The following is a 16,351-nucleotide window of genomic DNA, read 5'->3' as shown; positions in this document are numbered from 1 at the left end:
GTCTTACTAGTTAACTCGTTTATAATTATGTTCTATCTATTATACCCTTTTTGATAAAATTCTGCCCTATTTCTCTCTATCCCCAAAAATCGGTGATGGATGGAACAAACCCTCTATTCCAACCCATCACGAGCACTGATGAACGTAACTATTCTTCCCGTCACTATTTTCCAATCTGTCCATGCAAGTTTTATCTCACATGACAACAACTCCTTACTTGGTAGCCTTAAAAATCTACTTACCAAATAAATAAATGAGCCACCGTTACAAATATTGCCCCTAAAGCATATTGAATGAGTATTAATGGTAGAATCCATTTTAACCATTTAATCCAAGGAATTTTCGCAAGAGCTAATGAAGCCATTAACACACCAGCTGTCGGTGTGAAGACGTTCGAAATTCCATCACCATATTGGAATGCAAGTACTGCAGTTTGGCGACTAACCCCTAATAAATCACTAAGTGGAGCCATAATTGGCATGCTGATTGCTGCCTGTCCACTTCCAGAAGGAACAATAAAGTTTAATAGACTTTGTACGACGAACATACCAATTGCTGCAAGTGCTGTAGGTAAGTCCGCAACTAGATTGGAAACAAAGTAAAGAATCGTATCAATCGTATTAGAATCTTGTAGGATTCTTAAAATACCATATGCGAAACCTACAATTAATGCCCCTTGTACCATTTCTTCACAGCCTTTGACAAAGGCATTAGCAATCTCATTCATTCTAAATCTAGCAATAATCCCTACAACAATCCCCATGATGACAAATAATGCTGCGATTTCAGTAATATACCAACCTTGTGTAATAACCCCTACAGCAAGTCCAACTAGTGTCAGCGCAAGAACAACTAAAATTGCTACCTGGCGCTTTGTTAGTCCTTGACTACTTTGATCATCAAGGCTAATATCACGTTTTTTATCTTCTTCATACATTAAGCTGATAGTCGGATCTTTTCTTACTTTTCTTGCATAGATCATCACATAAGCAATAGCTACAGCAACAAAGATAAGCCAGAAAACAATACGAACTCCCATTCCAGAGAATGTTGGTAAGCCAGCAATTCCTTGGGCAACTCCTACAGTAAATGGATTCATAAACGCCGATCCAAAACCAGCATATACCCCAACTAATATCATTGCTGTACCTGTCATCGAGTCAAATCCCATACGTAATGCAAGTGGTACCGCAATTAAAATAAATGGAATAACTTCTTCTGCCATTCCCCAAGAACCACCGCAAATCGCTAAGAATAGCATAATAACTGGGATCAAAAAGATTTCTTTCCCATTTAGTTTTTTTGTAAGGGAACCAAATGCTGCTTCAATTGATTTCGTTGCAGCTAATATTCCAAACGAACCACCAACGATAAAGATAAAGAATATTATCTCCGCTGCATCAACCATTCCTAGATGCAACGATTCAAATAACTGCATAAAGCCTGTTGGGGTAGATTCAATTGTTTGATAGGTTCCATCAGCTACAATCGTACGACCGTTTTCATCTACTACACGCTCATATTGTCCTGCTGGAATTAAGTAAGTCGTAATAGCTGTAATAATCATTAAGCCAAATAAAATAATAAAGCTATGTGGAAATTCAAATTTTTTCCGTGTTTTTGGTGAGTTTTTGCTCATGATGCACATCCCTTTCTATAAATAACTTTTTTGGGTGTGCATAGAAAACTTGAGAGAGGTATGATTGAGGTCTTTTGTTATGAGTAACGTTCCGCTAGCTGGGGTATAGCAAACGAACAAGACTAAACAAAAAAGACAACGAATAGGAAAATAACCTACCATTGTCTTTACACAATACGTTATCCTCCATCCTGATCAGTAGTTCTCCATGCACTAAAATTGCATGACAGTATGCTTCTTATTCAGAAGACACACCAGCAATAATGAATTTGACCTTCATTACGCTTCGGCAAATAATCCTTTCAGGCAATCCTCATCGATGTCATACTCCGATTGCTTACTCTTATTACCCGCACCTCTACCTCATCGAATGACAAGGTTCAATATGAAATTGAAATATAGTTCACTATATTACCAGAATAAAGCGATTTGTCAACTCTTACTTTTCCTTACCGATATCCACGTCCCGTAGCACCCACCAAAATGCCACCACTATTCCAGCAAGTATCACTAGAAATGGTGCAATAAAGATTAAAAATACATCCATAAACCATCACCTCAATGTTCCTGTTTTGATTTTCCACTGACATACTCCTTATTAAACAAGAAAAGCCGAAGCAATAAATATAACGATGGAATCAATAGAGCCAGCCCAGCAATAAATGCAATGATAAGCGCAATGGCCATCGCTTCATTCGTAAAACTGTCATACAGGGTTACATGTGGATATAATAAATACGGATAATGTGAAATACCATACCCATAGAAGGCAAATGCAAACTGTCCAATGAGAAGAACAAAGGCTACCCCATAGTTCTTCCTTCTCCAAACAAGCCACACCGTCCCCACAAATAATAATCCTGAAATGACAAACATCCACCAAAGCCCTAGAAGACGGTCATAATGTTCTGGATTGTGAAATCGAAGCTCATAAATAATTCCACCAGCAGTAATAATCGTTGGCAATGCCCAGATTAAGGCATAGCGGCGAAGTAAAGCGGTTGCGGGCTTGTCCTGTGCTTTATTCGCATACCAGGTAAGGAATACGGCAGAAATATAAAGTACACTTGAAATACTTAACACGACAATACTCCAAGTCAATGGGCTACTAAACAACGCCCAATAATCGAGAACCGGATTCCCATTCTGCATCAATACAAAACCACCTTCCGATATTGTCAATACAATGGATAATGCACTAGGCAAGAGAAGTCCGGATAATCCATACATGAATGCATAGCCTTTATGGGAACGAGAGCCGTATGTTTCAAATGCATAATAAGAACCCCGAATCGCTAAAAGTACAATCGCAATACTTACCGGTACAAGTAATGTTGTCCCATAATAAAATGCCGTTTTCGGAAAAAATCCAACAACACCAACGAAAAAGAAAACCAGAAATACATTGGTCACTTCCCAAACGGGTGATAAATAACGCTGGATGATTTTCGTTAAAATATGCTGTCTATTCGTAAAGAGACCATAAGCATTGAAAAATCCTGCTCCGAAGTCTATCGATGCAATTAAAATATACCCGAAGAGAAATGTCCATAGTACAACGATTCCGATAATCTCTAGGTCTATACTCATGATGGAACATCTCCTTTTCGTTCTGCTAGTTCTCTTTCCACCGGGTTCTTACGGAACATTCTGGTCAAAATAACAATAGATCCAATCCCAAGAATTACGTACAACCCGCAGAATAAAAGAAGCATAATATCCACATCTCCATTGGTTGTCGCTCCTTCTTGTGTACGCATAATTCCACGAAGAATCCATGGCTGTCTACCAACCTCTGCCAGCCACCAACCCGCTTCGATGGCAATAATCGCTAATGGTCCACCTAACACGATTAACCAGCGAAATAGCCTTTTATCCACAAAGGACCAGCCTCGATACTTGCCGAAAATGTAAATAAAGGAAATGGCAATCATCAGCATGCCTACACCAACCATAATATTAAATAAATAGTGGATATAAAGCGGTGGTATTTCATCTTCTGCAAATTGATCCAACCCAATGACTTCTGCTGTTGGTGAACCATGTGCAAGGATACTTAATGCATAGGGGATTCTTAACGCATACTGTACTTCCCCTTCATCGTTCATCATACCTAAGAGAATAAGTTCTGCAGCTTCACTCGTTTCAAAATGCCACTCTGCAGCAGCCAATTTTTCCGGCTGGTATTCTGCTAAGTATTTACCCGATAAATCTCCCGTGATCAGTATCGCAATAGTAAAAACAAATCCTACCTTCATCGTTAGAAGGAGTGCCTTTTTGTGATAAACATGATTGGAACCCTTTATCAAACGAAAGGCAGCAATCGAAGCAAGTACGAAGGCAGAAGTCATATAGGCAGTCCCGACCACATGGGAAACTTTAGTCGGCATTGCTGGATTAAACATCGCTAAGATTGGATTGGCATTCACAATCTCTCCATTTACCAAATCAAATCCTTGAGGTGCGTTCATAAACGCATTAACAATCGTAATAAATACAGCTGAAAATGACGCCCCAATCGCAACAGGAATTAACAGCAATAAATGCTTTCGCTGATTTTCAAATCGATCCCATGTGTATAGATAAATTCCTAAAAATATAGCTTCAAAGAAGAAAGCAAATGTTTCCATAAAAAGCGGTAGTGCTATAACATTTCCAGCTAGCTCCATAAAATTCGGCCATAGTAAAGAAAGCTGTAACCCAATTGCCGTACCAGTAACGACACCAACGGCAACCGTAATAATAAAGCCTCTTGTCCATCTCCTTGCCAACAATATATAATGCTCATCATGTTTCTTAATCCCAACCCAATGTGCAATCATAATCATTAACGGAACCCCGACCCCAAGAGTTGCATAAATAATATGAAAGGTTAGCGTGACCTCCGTTAAGATTCTACTGTAGTAAACCGCTTCCTCGTTAATCAATAATTTCCCTCCTTATCCGCTTACCAATCTGCCAATTATCGATAACAGCATGATTGCTGCAACGACAAAGGACAACCATACTAATTTCTTTTCATGCGATTGGTATATAGGCTTGGATGGTGGCTTTCTTTCCGTTTCCACTCGCTTCATCAAAATCATCCTTACTTTCATGCGATTATGTATCAGCGTTATTATGGATTATTTTTCTAATTTTATTCTATTGTGGAGGCAAGTGAGGTAGTTAATAGGGGTTGGGTTGAGATGGGGCCCTTGATATAATTAACCTATTTAGTTAAGAGATTTATTGGACAAGGCAATGGCTTATTTCCTACTTGATTAATTGCGTGGTTCTATTATGCAACTTGCAATCATCTTTATCCGTCATTTCCAACAGAGAAATTCTACTGCTCCATAAAAAATAGGAGCTGAAGGATTTCTTTCCCTCAACTCCTATGACATTAGCTTGGTTCGTCCTGATAAAAATAATTTGGTACCTTCACTTGGTTGTTATATCGCTTATGAAAAATATGGGTAGTGGCTGGTGATACTGGTGGGATTAACCATACCCAGTTGCCAGTCACCTCTCTCCCGGATTCTTTTTCCTTTCGCTCAAAGCTTTTGAACTGCTTTGCTGCGGTATGATGGTCTACGAGAGTGACACCAGCCTCCTGGTAAGAATGTAGTACGGCAATATTTAGCTCTACCAATGCTTTATCCATCCAAAGGGAATGATTGGATCTTGTATCTAACCCAAGGATTTCCGCTACCTTTGGCAAAAGATTGTAGCGTTCTTCATCTGCAAGATTACGGGCGCCAATTTCTGTTTCCATATACCAGCCGTTAAATGGTGCCATTGGGTAATCGATACCACCAATTTCCAAACGCATATCGGAAATAATCGGAACTGCATACCACTTTATCCCTAATTCCTTCAGCTTAGGATATTCCGGATGGGTTATAGGTACTTCTTTAATCATTTCCTCTGGTAGGTTGTATAATGTAGGCGCTTTTCCATCCTCCTGAATCACTAGAGGTAGAATATCAAATGGCGTTTTCTTGCTTTTCCATCCTAACTCTTGGCACATTTTAGTCAATTTAATCGATGTGGAATCCCCAATAACTTGCTCTCCGTCATCATATCCAGCATAGCGGACTAATTGATGGTTCCAAATACGAAGCGGATCTTTTCCATTCTTTCGTGGTGGAAAAATGGTGATAGCTGACCGGATTTTTCCATTATTAGTAGCAAATTCAATATGCCTCTTTAATCTGTCAAACGCTTCGTCAGCTGTTTGAATGTCCCGCTCATCAAACACATGTAATGTATCCCAGAGCAAACGTCCGATACAACGATTACTATTTCTCCAAGCCATTTTTGCTCCGTGGGTCAATTCAAACGTTTTATGGGTATAACTCCCTGTTTGGTGAATTTCCTTTTCAATCTCGTTTATTCGCTCTTGTTGCTGTTCCTCAGAAAGCTGAAGTTCATCATAACAGGCTTTAATGAATGTTATTGCTTCATTTATTAATTTTTCATCGTGTGATGTATTCATCTTTATCAACTCCAACTTTAGTCTACCACGAAGCATAACGACTAAATGATAAAGAAATAGCCGATTTTATGAACTTTTCAGGAATTTAGTCCTATTTCTATGACAAGCTGTGCAGTTTAAAACAACATCTTACCAGTTACTTCAAACCACGCATTTTCTAATACTACTAAAAACAGTACAGCAACAAGAAAAGCAACGACAGACAACCCCAATTTGTACCGCACCGATCGTGCATGGCGGATAAATATTTTCTTTAAGAGAAAAAACACGATGAAAAAGCTAATAAATAACATCATCATCGGAACGACATCTAGCCACTCAAATGGAGGCCCAATATATGGATTCAATACAATATTAGTTACTAAAAGCACAACCCATAATAGAGATTGATAGAAGATAAAGGTGCTATTTTTCATGAACAGGCTCCTCCGTATATATGCTTACTTTAAAGATAGTCTAAAACACATACATGAAGCAATATTAATATTCACCTCATTATAGCCCTGATTTATATTTTATAAATCGATGGGAGTTGCGACTAATAATTGCAGGCTGATGCTTTTAGGGACCTTGTTAGTGTCACCCAAGCTATATCATTCAAAATAAAAAGGAACACAAATGAACTGTATCATTTGTGTTCCATCATAAGGGGGAGATTAAAATATGAATCTATCAACTATTATCTCCAAAGATAAACAATTTATACATTAGAAAATAGATTTTCGAATACATTTACTCTACTACAACCTCGACCACAGCCTTCATCTCATTAGAACTTACCGCTAACTCCACTAATCCGCTCTTTAAAGCGGTTAATTCCCTAGTATTCGGATTAAACGTAGCTATATACTTGCCAGAATCCTTCGCACGATCTAACGCAGCACCAGTGCCAACAAATACGTCGGCACTGCCTTCCCATGTAACCGATGCTGGATAGCGAAGTGGGAAAACAAGATTTCCTGATTGGTGTCCTTCGGCAGAAATGGTAACTGTTTCACCGACATGGATTCTGTCTGGTGCATCAATCGTAATGTCCTCTAGGATTGGGCGTACTTCTGCTTGAATCCATTCCGCTCCTTTTTTCTTACTAGCAGATGCATGCTCTGGTCCGAATAGTTTATCCGGAGTCGGTGTAGGATCCACCCCGAACATCGTCCAAGAATAAAATCCACCATTAGCCGGAGAGCCATAGGGTGATTTCCCTGCTGAACCAGTCACCATATACGGTACCCCTTCAACGCGTTCTAAATGAACCGTATGAGCATGACCGCTAATATAAATGGCCCCTTTTCCTTTGGATGCTTCTCGGAATTCCGTCAACCAATTTTCAATCAGCTCCGCTTCCTTTCGATCGGACAATTGACTATTTTTGGTTGGCAGTGGATCACGGGTTGGATGGTGTCCAAATACTACTACATTATGAATCTTAGAATTGGAAGCAGCATCAATCAAAGACTGTCTCAATTCAATTAATTGATCAAAATCACTTGTTCTAAAGCTGCCAGTTGAGGAATCAAGTAATATGAATCGAGTTCCTTTATGATCAAAGGTATAACGATTCTCACCAAATACCTCTAAGAAATTATCTAAAGAACCACTTCCAACAATTTCATGATTTCCAGGAGTGTAATAGATAGGAATGGTATCCCCAACTTCCTCTTCTAATATTTGCTTCGCTAATTCAAAGTCCTCTTTCCAAGCTGTATCTACTAAGTCCCCGTTAATAACAAGAAACTCTGGCTCCTGTGCCACAATTTCACGTAATGCCTTCCGAGCCATTTGAACCTCGTCACTATTAGGTGCTTGTGCTACAAATTGAGAATCATTTAAGACAGCAAACTTCCAAGCATCTTGATTAAAGCCATCCTGTTGTACAATAAGAGAATCGGGAATCATCTTTGATTCTTCCACCCCATCTAATGCAGGCGGCACTTTCACGGTTAAATCATCAAAGATAAGCGAGCCAGCATATTGCTTCGTACTATTTGTTTCAACTGGATATATTCGCCATAGCTTCACTGGATATTGAATCCCATTTGGTAAAGTCGTCTCAACGTACTGCCAGCCTGTCCAATTTACTGCATCAGCAAGTGTCAACGTATACCGGGTACCAGTGGCATCCTCTACTACTGTACGTAACCAGGCACCATTTCCATCACCATGTACCCACAAACCGATATTTTGTACATCACCAGGTAGCTCTAGCATTGGAGCGGTCTGCAAGTATGCTGCCCGTGTCGCGGTTGTTGTAGAAAAATCATAGTTTAGCTGAATCCCATTCCCACTTCTACCTTCCACCAGTCCCATGGAAGCTCCTACTACGTCTGGATACTTAGTAAAGCTCCAACCATCCGTCGTTTCAAAATCAGAAATCTCTACGGTGGTAAGACCAACTGTAACCGGTAGCTGTACTACTTTATCCAGTACGGTTATCTGGATTGTCGTTGCCCCACCATCTTCATTTGGAATAACAGTATAACTACCATTTTCATTTGCCTCTAACGAGATTACAGATTCATCATATTCCAATGTCATATCACGTAGTTCAATTGGTGCTGAGTAGCCATTCTTGTCATAACCATTAACAGAAAAGCTAGCAGTTCTTCCCATTTCTAAACCAATATAGGAAGAAGAAGGCTCAATCCGATCTAACGCACCAAGTACAGTAAGTTCCGTCGTCCCTTTAGAAGAACGAACCTGTGCTTGAGCAACAGCTTTACCAGACTTTTTCGCATGAAAAACACCAGCTTTATCAAACGATCCGACATTAGCTGGTAGTGCCTTCCACTTGATGTTATCAACTGAAACAGGTGAATAATTCTCATCATACCCTCTTCCAATAAAACTTCTTGTTAGCCCAGGAAATACACGATCACTTTGCTCGTTGTCCATCACCGTTTCTACAGCAAAGCTCTTTAACACACCACTTCCAGCTTCCACGAAAACTCCAATTCCATTAGGTACTGAGCGCTCCGTACCATCTGATGGACTGTTTACCACTTCCGCCTCTTCCTTCCCTGGCATACGTGCTACCATCGTTGAGGAACCACCGCCATCAATATTCAATGCTTGGTGAGCACCAAATTCTGCCATCAGTTCCCCTAATTCCTTTAATGTCATCCCACGACTATTGGATTGGCGTCCATCTACGACCACTAACACCATCGTTTGTCCATCCTCTGAAAATCCAACTGCCGTCCGAGGAGCTGTCGTACTGTCATCTAATCTTGTTGGAACCTCACCATTTTCTACTAAAATAGCATTGCCACCAATTGCAAAATTCATGAACCAATCGCCATCTATCTTAGGTGCATAGGATACCGTCACCTCATCACCTACCGATAATAATCGTAATTTATCTGCACCAGCTTCCCTACCAACAAGAACAAAGCTTCCTTCCTCAATTTCACCACGGCCAACCTGACTAGATGTTGACGCGACCACACCATCACGTACTACAACCTCATATCCTGCACTCCCACCTGAACGCTGTGCTTGTCCCCACACAGATGTGTATAGGCCAATACCTCCTGTAGGAATATTAGATTGATTGAGCGCTGCCAGCTCGACACTACCAGAAGGAAGCTGAACCGTACCTTCTAAGAAGAGATTAGAAATATTCCCAATTCCATTTTCATCGACCCCGGCGGTCAACGTATGCGACCCTTGTGGACCTTTTAATAAACTTCCATTTTGAATCATTGCCCCAGACGGTGCATTCGTATTATTAATATCAAAAAAATCCCCATTCACACCCGCAACTGCACCTGATTGCTTAACCAACTCCGAGACCGGCTTTGCATCTGTCACGACACCTGGATATAGTAAATCAGTTGAAACGGCACGATCACCTAAATCAATGGTCATCACTTCGCCATTCAACCAGCCACGTGCATCAAACCGTTCGAATGCGGTCAATTTCATGCCAGGACCAATTTTGGTCGTTTCTTCATTTGTTAGTATTGTTTTCCCACTAGGACCGACCGTAACAACTGGTTCATACTTATTCGATGAAGCTGATCTTGCATCTGCAATTGGACTTCTTTCAGCTCCTACTACTGGTGTAAAACTAGATAATGCAAGTACTCCAACTAAGAACCCACTTAACCATTTTCCCTTCACTACTAGCCCCTCCTCTATGAAACTATCTTTCACCCTTATTGTACTAATAGTCTGAAATTAACTATACACAGCAATAGAACTAACTCATCGGCAAAATCCGACAGAAACATATACCCAAACCTGAGACTTAAGTATGAAGAACCGTCTTTACATACGTGCCTCCCCTCTACTAATACTCGTATTTATGCTAACAAAGCAGTGTTAAGTAGGATTAAAAATATTTAGGATAATAGAACGATTTCTCTCCTAGGTATTGCTACCTTATAAAAATAGCTAGACTCATCGTGAAAATATTTCTTGTACAAGGAAAGTGTTGAGTAGTTAGTCATAGGAGTGAATGAAGGGATTCAAAGATTCGCAGAAATTGAATACGTAATTTCTTTTCTCTGCTTTTACTACCATTTTTTCTGTTAATACTGGCCACGTGTCATACGTATCCCTATCTTCCAAAATACTATCCATCGTTATCACCGCACGTAATTTCTTCGTGTCCCATTTCGATTATTACTTACAGAAATCCTGCTTACGTTTAAAACATCAAAAAAGGCCCTACATGCAGCCGGACAGTAGGGGCAAGGACTTTATTTCGATTTTTTTCCTGAAAATATGGTACGCAATAAACTGACTGCGGAGTCTTTCATCTCGCTTAAGAATGACCAAAATCGTAGTACGAAATAGCTGCTTCTAGATGTTAACCTATTTTTCAAGTCCGCTATCTCCGTAAAGATGAAACGAACTTCCATTGGAGATAATGTATGATGTAGTTGAAGGCTTAATTGCTCCATAATATTTAAATAATAGTTCTTTGTTTTATCGTCAAATTTCGAATTATGTACTATCAACTTACGTAAATACGTGAGTGAGGAATATGCGAGCTTCTGTCTATCACTTCTCTCTATCAATTTACTAATATAGGCATCTCGCTCAATTTCACGCAATTTCCCCAGTTGCTCTACTATTGTCTCTATTTCTTTTGGACAGATTTTCCCATGATTAATGCGAGTACTTTTTCTCTCCTCTTTCCCCAATATGAAACCCCCAATTTAAACAAATAAATAGACAGAAATACTTTTCCCTATATCTTTTCCGAACCGTATTTAATTTATTGTACAACATAAGTACTGTAAAATGGCAATATTTCCTAATTTTCCTGTTAAATTCAACCTACTGAAATGAACTAAGTGCCATTACTAGTCAGAGGCTATACTCCTTATTACGACTTAAGTAGATGAATTGACCCAGCATTGCAAATTATTATCGACAAGCCATAACTCCCAACGTATACTAATCTATGGAGATACCTTCTACATTACATATAAGGATAGGGAATAAGATGGAAGAAAAATTATTATTTCGATTAGAAGAGTTCATTTATGCACCACTAGAGGTTGTCTTTGATTATGTGGATGACGACGAGAAAATCAAGTTGTGGAATGAATATTTTATTAAAAACATTTATGAAAATGATGTGAAAGTCAATGCGGTTGGAACCAAATTTAGAAGTGTACAACGTTTTGAAAAGAAGACCATTGAAGTAGATGTTATCATCACAGAATATGATCCACCACATCGAATTGAAATGGAATCTACCTCTAAAGAAGGAAAGAGTTTTACTAGATACTTCCTTTATAGGGAACCTGACGGAACAAGAATCGTATTGGAATCTAGTATCATCCCGAGCAATTTATACTACCGAGTCATCACCAAGCTGTTCGGTGGATTAGGTAAATTTGTTTACAAGGATCAAATCGATAAATTAAAAGATTTCTTGGAAAATAGATGGTTAGATGAATGATACAATGCTGATATAACAGATGCTTTTACTACATGTTTCCGCCGAGATAAAGGTCGTACTTTCTAATTGAAAATTAGTTTTAAAGGTTTCCACCTAATTTTCATAAAGGGAGAATAGTCTGTTCCAGTTCTATACTAGTACAATACGACGGCATTTTAACATTAGAAAAACGGCTCTTTTGTCATGTTTCTTGAAACAAAAGAGCCGTCTCCCTTACAGTTTATTCATTATAACTTACACTTGCATGATAACCCAATTCACCAAAGAACTCCTCTAGTAACTTTCTAGCATTCTCCTCAGCAGAATCAAATAACCCTACTTCAATTGCCTCTTCTTCGGCTTCTTTCTGTGCCTCCGCTGCTAGGTCAAATCCTTCATCCCATTTGACATTACCACGGAATAACCCTTCATCAGAAAAAGCTCTTACGCCATCCATTTGGATAGCAGGATCCTGTAATAATGTTGCTTTAGGTAGGGTGATTTTAATTTCCTTATTCTTCTCATCCACCTTAATCGCATCTGAATCTAGCGTTTTAAGATCAACCCCAGCGGTAACTGTTGCGGGAACAATTAATATTAGTTCACGCTTTGTCCCTGGAAAATTGACTGAGATATCATTTCCAAACAGCTTATTATCCACTTGTTCAATTACGACCTTCAAATGGGCTTGGGCTGTTGCAAGTGTAGCCAAATCCTGCACCTGCTCCACATAAGTAGTCGTTTCTTTTTTGAGCGTACTTCCAGAGAAGAAACGCATACCTCCAAATATAATGACCGCAAGTATGATGACAATAATTAGAATTCTAATACCCCAAAAACGAAAGAACAGCTTTGAAAATGCGCCGAACGTCCCTTTTCTTTTTCCGACTGCTGCCGTTGCAGTACTTTCGTCTTTACCTTTTTTAAGCTCATCTAGTATATCCTCAAGCTGCTTTACGACCTCATCATTTTTCTTCTTCAATGAGCTTCCTCCTCTCTATTCATTTTCAATCCAATCAACAAAAAGCATCTACTATCCAATTCAAGCAAAGAAAAAAGACTACGGTATACCGTAAGTCACATACGTCATTTCTATAAAGAGAAATAAATAGATGCAAAGAATTATTTTTTACTTTCATTCTTTGTAATAAACTTGTAATAATTCTATTATAGTATAACATTATTAACTTGTCTGCATAATTTGTCGTAAAAAGTAGAAAATCCCCCTCTATCTAAGCGATTCAAACCCTTTTTTCATGGAATTTCGTCATAATCCATTCATTTTATAGTAAATTTTTCATAGTTATTGAAACCTATATTACATATTAATCTACTAAACTTGACAAATTTATAGTATACTATTTTACAAATAATAGTTTTGTGGGGAGGTATATTTACTTGGCTAACAAGAAAATAATAATGTCAGTCACTTCAACGGCATTCATTGCTTCATTATTATTCGGAATGGAAGAAGCCGAAGCATCTAGCACTTACAAAGTCCAAAGTGGAGATTCATTATGGAAAATCGCTCAGAAACATAACACGACGGTGACACAATTAAAAACAATAAACAATTTGACTAGCGATATTATTTTTCCTAATCAGGTTCTAAAGACCCAGGCCAATTCTACTGAGTCAAAACCAAGTACCAAAACAGAGCCTACGAAAAATCAAACGACCACACCTAGTACATCAACTGCTGCCACTACATATACAGTAAAAGCCGGCGATACACTTAGCGGTATTGCTTCCAAACACAAGATCTCACTTAATGACTTAATGAAGTGGAATAACTTAAATTCAACCCTTATTTATCCAGGAAATGTGTTCGTTGTAAGTAAACCATCTACAACGGGAACATCGAATAATTCAACTAATTCCACAGGAACAAAAACAGAGCAGCCAAAAGAAACACAAGTTAAATCCACGACAGTCTATACGGTAAAATCAGGAGATACACTTTCACGAATTGCATCAGAGTACAAAGTAACCGTTGCAAACCTTAAAAAGTGGAACAACTTGAAATCTGACCTTATCTATGTAGGCCAAAAGCTTAATATTGGTGATGGAGCTAAAGTAGAAACACCAAAATCCGAAGCACCAACTAAAGCGACTGACTATAATGTCGACCAATTAATTAAAACTGCTAAAAGTCAATTAGGTGTCAGCTACGTATGGGGCGGATCTACTCCTAGTGGATTTGACTGTAGTGGTTTCATTTACTACACCTATAAAGCAGCAGGTCTAAACATAGGACGATACTCCAGTGAAGGCTATCACATGCGTTCCTATTATGTGAATACACCACAAGTTGGGGACTTAGTATTCTTTGAAGGAACCTATAAAGCTGGTATTTCCCATGTCGGAATTTATTTAGGTAACAATGAATTCATCCATGCAGGATCTAATGGTGTGGAAATAACAAGCTTAAACAGCTCTTATTGGAAAAAACACTTTGAAGGATTTAAACGTTTTTATTAAGCGTCATATATATTCTTAACATGTATAAATCCAGTCTAGTTTTAGGCTGGATTTTTTTATTGTAACTAGCTATATCCATACCCACCTATTAATAGTTTTTATATCCGGAATATAGCTCACCAACTCTCCTTCTATATTTCCCGTTGCTTCATTCCATTCGAGCAAATTCTATAAATAAGCCTCCTCCATCCCAAATTCATGAATAAATTACTAGATATTGGAATAGCAATTTAATAGAGGTAGCATCTTGATATTTCATCTACTATAAAGGAGGTATGGATAAAATGAAGTATGCAAATCCAAATACTGAAGGAGCATTAGTTCAATTTAAAGAACGGTATGACAACTTTATTGGTGGGGAATATCGTCCCCCAGCTACTGGTCAGTACTTTAAAAATGTAAGCCCTGTCACAGGAGGAGTATTTTGCGAAATTGCCCGCTCTACAAAAGAGGACGTTGAGGCAGCACTTGATGCAGCACACGCAGCAAAAGATGCATGGGGAGCTACATCAGTAGCTGAACGAGCCAATATTTTAAATAAAATTGCCGATCGTATGGAAGAAAACTTGGAAATGCTTGCCGTTGCGGAAACCTGGGATAATGGAAAAGCGGTAAGAGAAGCATTAGCCGCTGACTTGCCACTTGCAATTGATCATTTCCGCTATTTTGCAGGAGCGATTCGTGCACAGGAAGGTAGTATTAGTCAAATTGACCAGGATACCGTTGCCTACCACTTTCATGAGCCATTAGGGGTAGTAGGCCAAATCATCCCATGGAATTTTCCAATATTGATGGCAACCTGGAAGCTAGCACCAGCACTAGCTGCAGGAAACTGTGTCGTCTTAAAGCCTGCTGAGCAAACTCCAGCATCCATTCATGTGCTAATGGAATTAATACATGATCTATTACCACCTGGAGTTGTGAATATTGTAAATGGTTTTGGACTAGAGGCAGGTAAACCACTTGCTACAAGCAGTCGTATAGCTAAAATTGCTTTCACTGGCGAAACCACCACCGGGCGTTTAATTATGCAATATGCATCCGAAAATATCATTCCTGTTACATTAGAATTAGGTGGTAAGTCACCGAATATTTTCTTTGAAGATGTTATGGCACAAGATGATGCCTTTCTAGACAAGGCAGTAGAAGGGCTAGTCATGTTTGCCTTAAACCAAGGGGAGGTCTGTACTTGTCCTTCTAGAGCATTAATCCATGAATCCATTTATGAGCCATTTATGGAACGTGCTATTAAGCGAGTGAATCAAATTAAAATCGGTCACCCACTTGATACAGACACAATGATGGGAGCACAAGCTTCCTCCGAGCAACTAGAAAAAATCATCTCCTACTTAGATATCGGGAAACAAGAAGGTGCAGAGGTTCTTGTCGGAGGTAGTGTGAATAGGCTGGAAGGAGAATTATCAGAAGGGTATTATGTCCAACCAACTATCTTCAAAGGACATAATAACATGCGTATTTTCCAAGAAGAAATTTTCGGACCAGTTCTCTCTGTTACAACCTTTAAAACGAATGAAGAAGCAATGCAAATCGCTAATGATACCTTATATGGTTTAGGTGCAGGGGTGTGGAGTCGTGATATCAATACTGCCTACCGCTTTGGCCGTGGAATTGAGGCAGGAAGAGTATGGACTAACTGCTATCACCAGTACCCAGCCCATGCTGCTTTTGGCGGCTATAAGAAATCTGGAATTGGTAGAGAAAATCATCACATGATGCTTGGCCACTATCAACAAACAAAGAATCTATTAGTAAGCTATAGTAACGGTCCTGCAGGTTTATTCTAATCGATTGAACCTATAAAAAGTACATTAAGCAGTCTGGGACAAGGACTGTC

Annotated in this window: 12 protein-coding genes and 1 riboswitch; of the genes, 3 read left to right on the top strand and 9 right to left on the bottom strand. The window is 39.0% G+C overall.

Annotated features, from left to right (window positions below; genetic code table 11):
- Positions 1-238 precede the first annotated feature (238 nt).
- From MKY78_RS13925 to MKY78_RS13890, 8 genes are all read right to left on the bottom strand, one after another.
- Positions 239-1,639 carry a YfcC family protein gene (locus tag MKY78_RS13925; protein ID WP_339213471.1) on the bottom strand — a complete coding sequence of 467 codons (1,401 nt, stop codon included), beginning with the start codon at positions 1,637-1,639 and terminating at the stop codon, positions 239-241.
- Between the two features lie 191 nt (positions 1,640-1,830).
- A riboswitch (Lysine riboswitch) is annotated at positions 1,831-2,008 on the bottom strand.
- 189 nt (positions 2,009-2,197) lie between these two features.
- On the bottom strand, positions 2,198-3,223 hold the full coding sequence (locus MKY78_RS13920; RefSeq protein ID WP_339217917.1) for a cytochrome d ubiquinol oxidase subunit II: 1,026 nt from the start codon (positions 3,221-3,223) through the stop codon (positions 2,198-2,200).
- 2 nt (positions 3,224-3,225) lie between these two features.
- Positions 3,226-4,566, bottom strand: coding sequence for a cytochrome ubiquinol oxidase subunit I (locus MKY78_RS13915; RefSeq protein WP_339213469.1), 1,341 nt, complete (start codon positions 4,564-4,566; stop codon positions 3,226-3,228).
- Between the two features lie 12 nt (positions 4,567-4,578).
- Positions 4,579-4,716, bottom strand: coding sequence for a hypothetical protein (locus MKY78_RS13910; RefSeq protein WP_339213467.1), 138 nt, complete (start codon positions 4,714-4,716; stop codon positions 4,579-4,581).
- Positions 4,717-5,024: 308 nt separating this feature from the next.
- A complete protein-coding gene (locus MKY78_RS13905; RefSeq protein ID WP_339213465.1) occupies positions 5,025-6,119 on the bottom strand; it encodes a nitric oxide synthase oxygenase in 1,095 nt (364 codons plus the stop codon).
- 116 nt (positions 6,120-6,235) lie between these two features.
- Positions 6,236-6,535: a hypothetical protein gene (locus MKY78_RS13900; protein ID WP_339213464.1), complete on the bottom strand. Its 300-nt coding sequence runs from the start codon at positions 6,533-6,535 to the stop codon at positions 6,236-6,238.
- Positions 6,536-6,851: 316 nt separating this feature from the next.
- Positions 6,852-10,241: a phosphodiester glycosidase family protein gene (locus MKY78_RS13895; protein WP_339213463.1), complete on the bottom strand. Its 3,390-nt coding sequence runs from the start codon at positions 10,239-10,241 to the stop codon at positions 6,852-6,854.
- A gap of 581 nt (positions 10,242-10,822) precedes the next feature.
- Positions 10,823-11,269 carry a hypothetical protein gene (locus MKY78_RS13890; RefSeq protein ID WP_339213462.1) on the bottom strand — a complete coding sequence of 149 codons (447 nt, stop codon included), beginning with the start codon at positions 11,267-11,269 and terminating at the stop codon, positions 10,823-10,825.
- Positions 11,270-11,574: 305 nt separating this feature from the next.
- On the opposite strand from MKY78_RS13890, the gene MKY78_RS13885 reads away from it, so the two are divergent.
- Positions 11,575-12,036 (top strand): SRPBCC domain-containing protein, encoded by a 462-nt coding sequence (locus tag MKY78_RS13885; RefSeq protein WP_339213460.1) that lies wholly within the window; start codon positions 11,575-11,577, stop codon positions 12,034-12,036.
- A 220-nt stretch (positions 12,037-12,256) separates the two neighbouring features.
- Here MKY78_RS13885 and MKY78_RS13880 read toward each other — a convergent pair whose 3' ends face one another.
- On the bottom strand, positions 12,257-12,997 hold the full coding sequence (locus MKY78_RS13880) for a DUF4230 domain-containing protein (RefSeq protein WP_339213458.1): 741 nt from the start codon (positions 12,995-12,997) through the stop codon (positions 12,257-12,259).
- 437 nt (positions 12,998-13,434) lie between these two features.
- Between MKY78_RS13880 and MKY78_RS13875 the strand changes: the two genes are divergently transcribed.
- Both MKY78_RS13875 and adh read left to right on the top strand, forming a co-directional pair.
- The gene (locus tag MKY78_RS13875; protein WP_339213456.1) at positions 13,435-14,496 is read left to right on the top strand and encodes a LysM peptidoglycan-binding domain-containing protein; all 1,062 of its coding nucleotides are present in this window, start codon (positions 13,435-13,437) and stop codon (positions 14,494-14,496) included.
- Positions 14,497-14,780: 284 nt separating this feature from the next.
- Positions 14,781-16,301: an aldehyde dehydrogenase gene (gene adh, locus MKY78_RS13870; protein ID WP_339213455.1), complete on the top strand. Its 1,521-nt coding sequence runs from the start codon at positions 14,781-14,783 to the stop codon at positions 16,299-16,301.
- The last annotated feature ends 50 nt before the right edge of the window (positions 16,302-16,351 follow it).

Source organism: Ornithinibacillus sp. FSL M8-0202 (genome assembly GCF_037975285.1).
Lineage (GTDB): Bacteria > Bacillota > Bacilli > Bacillales > Amphibacillaceae > Ornithinibacillus > Ornithinibacillus massiliensis.
This window is presented reverse-complemented; position numbering and strand designations above follow the sequence as displayed.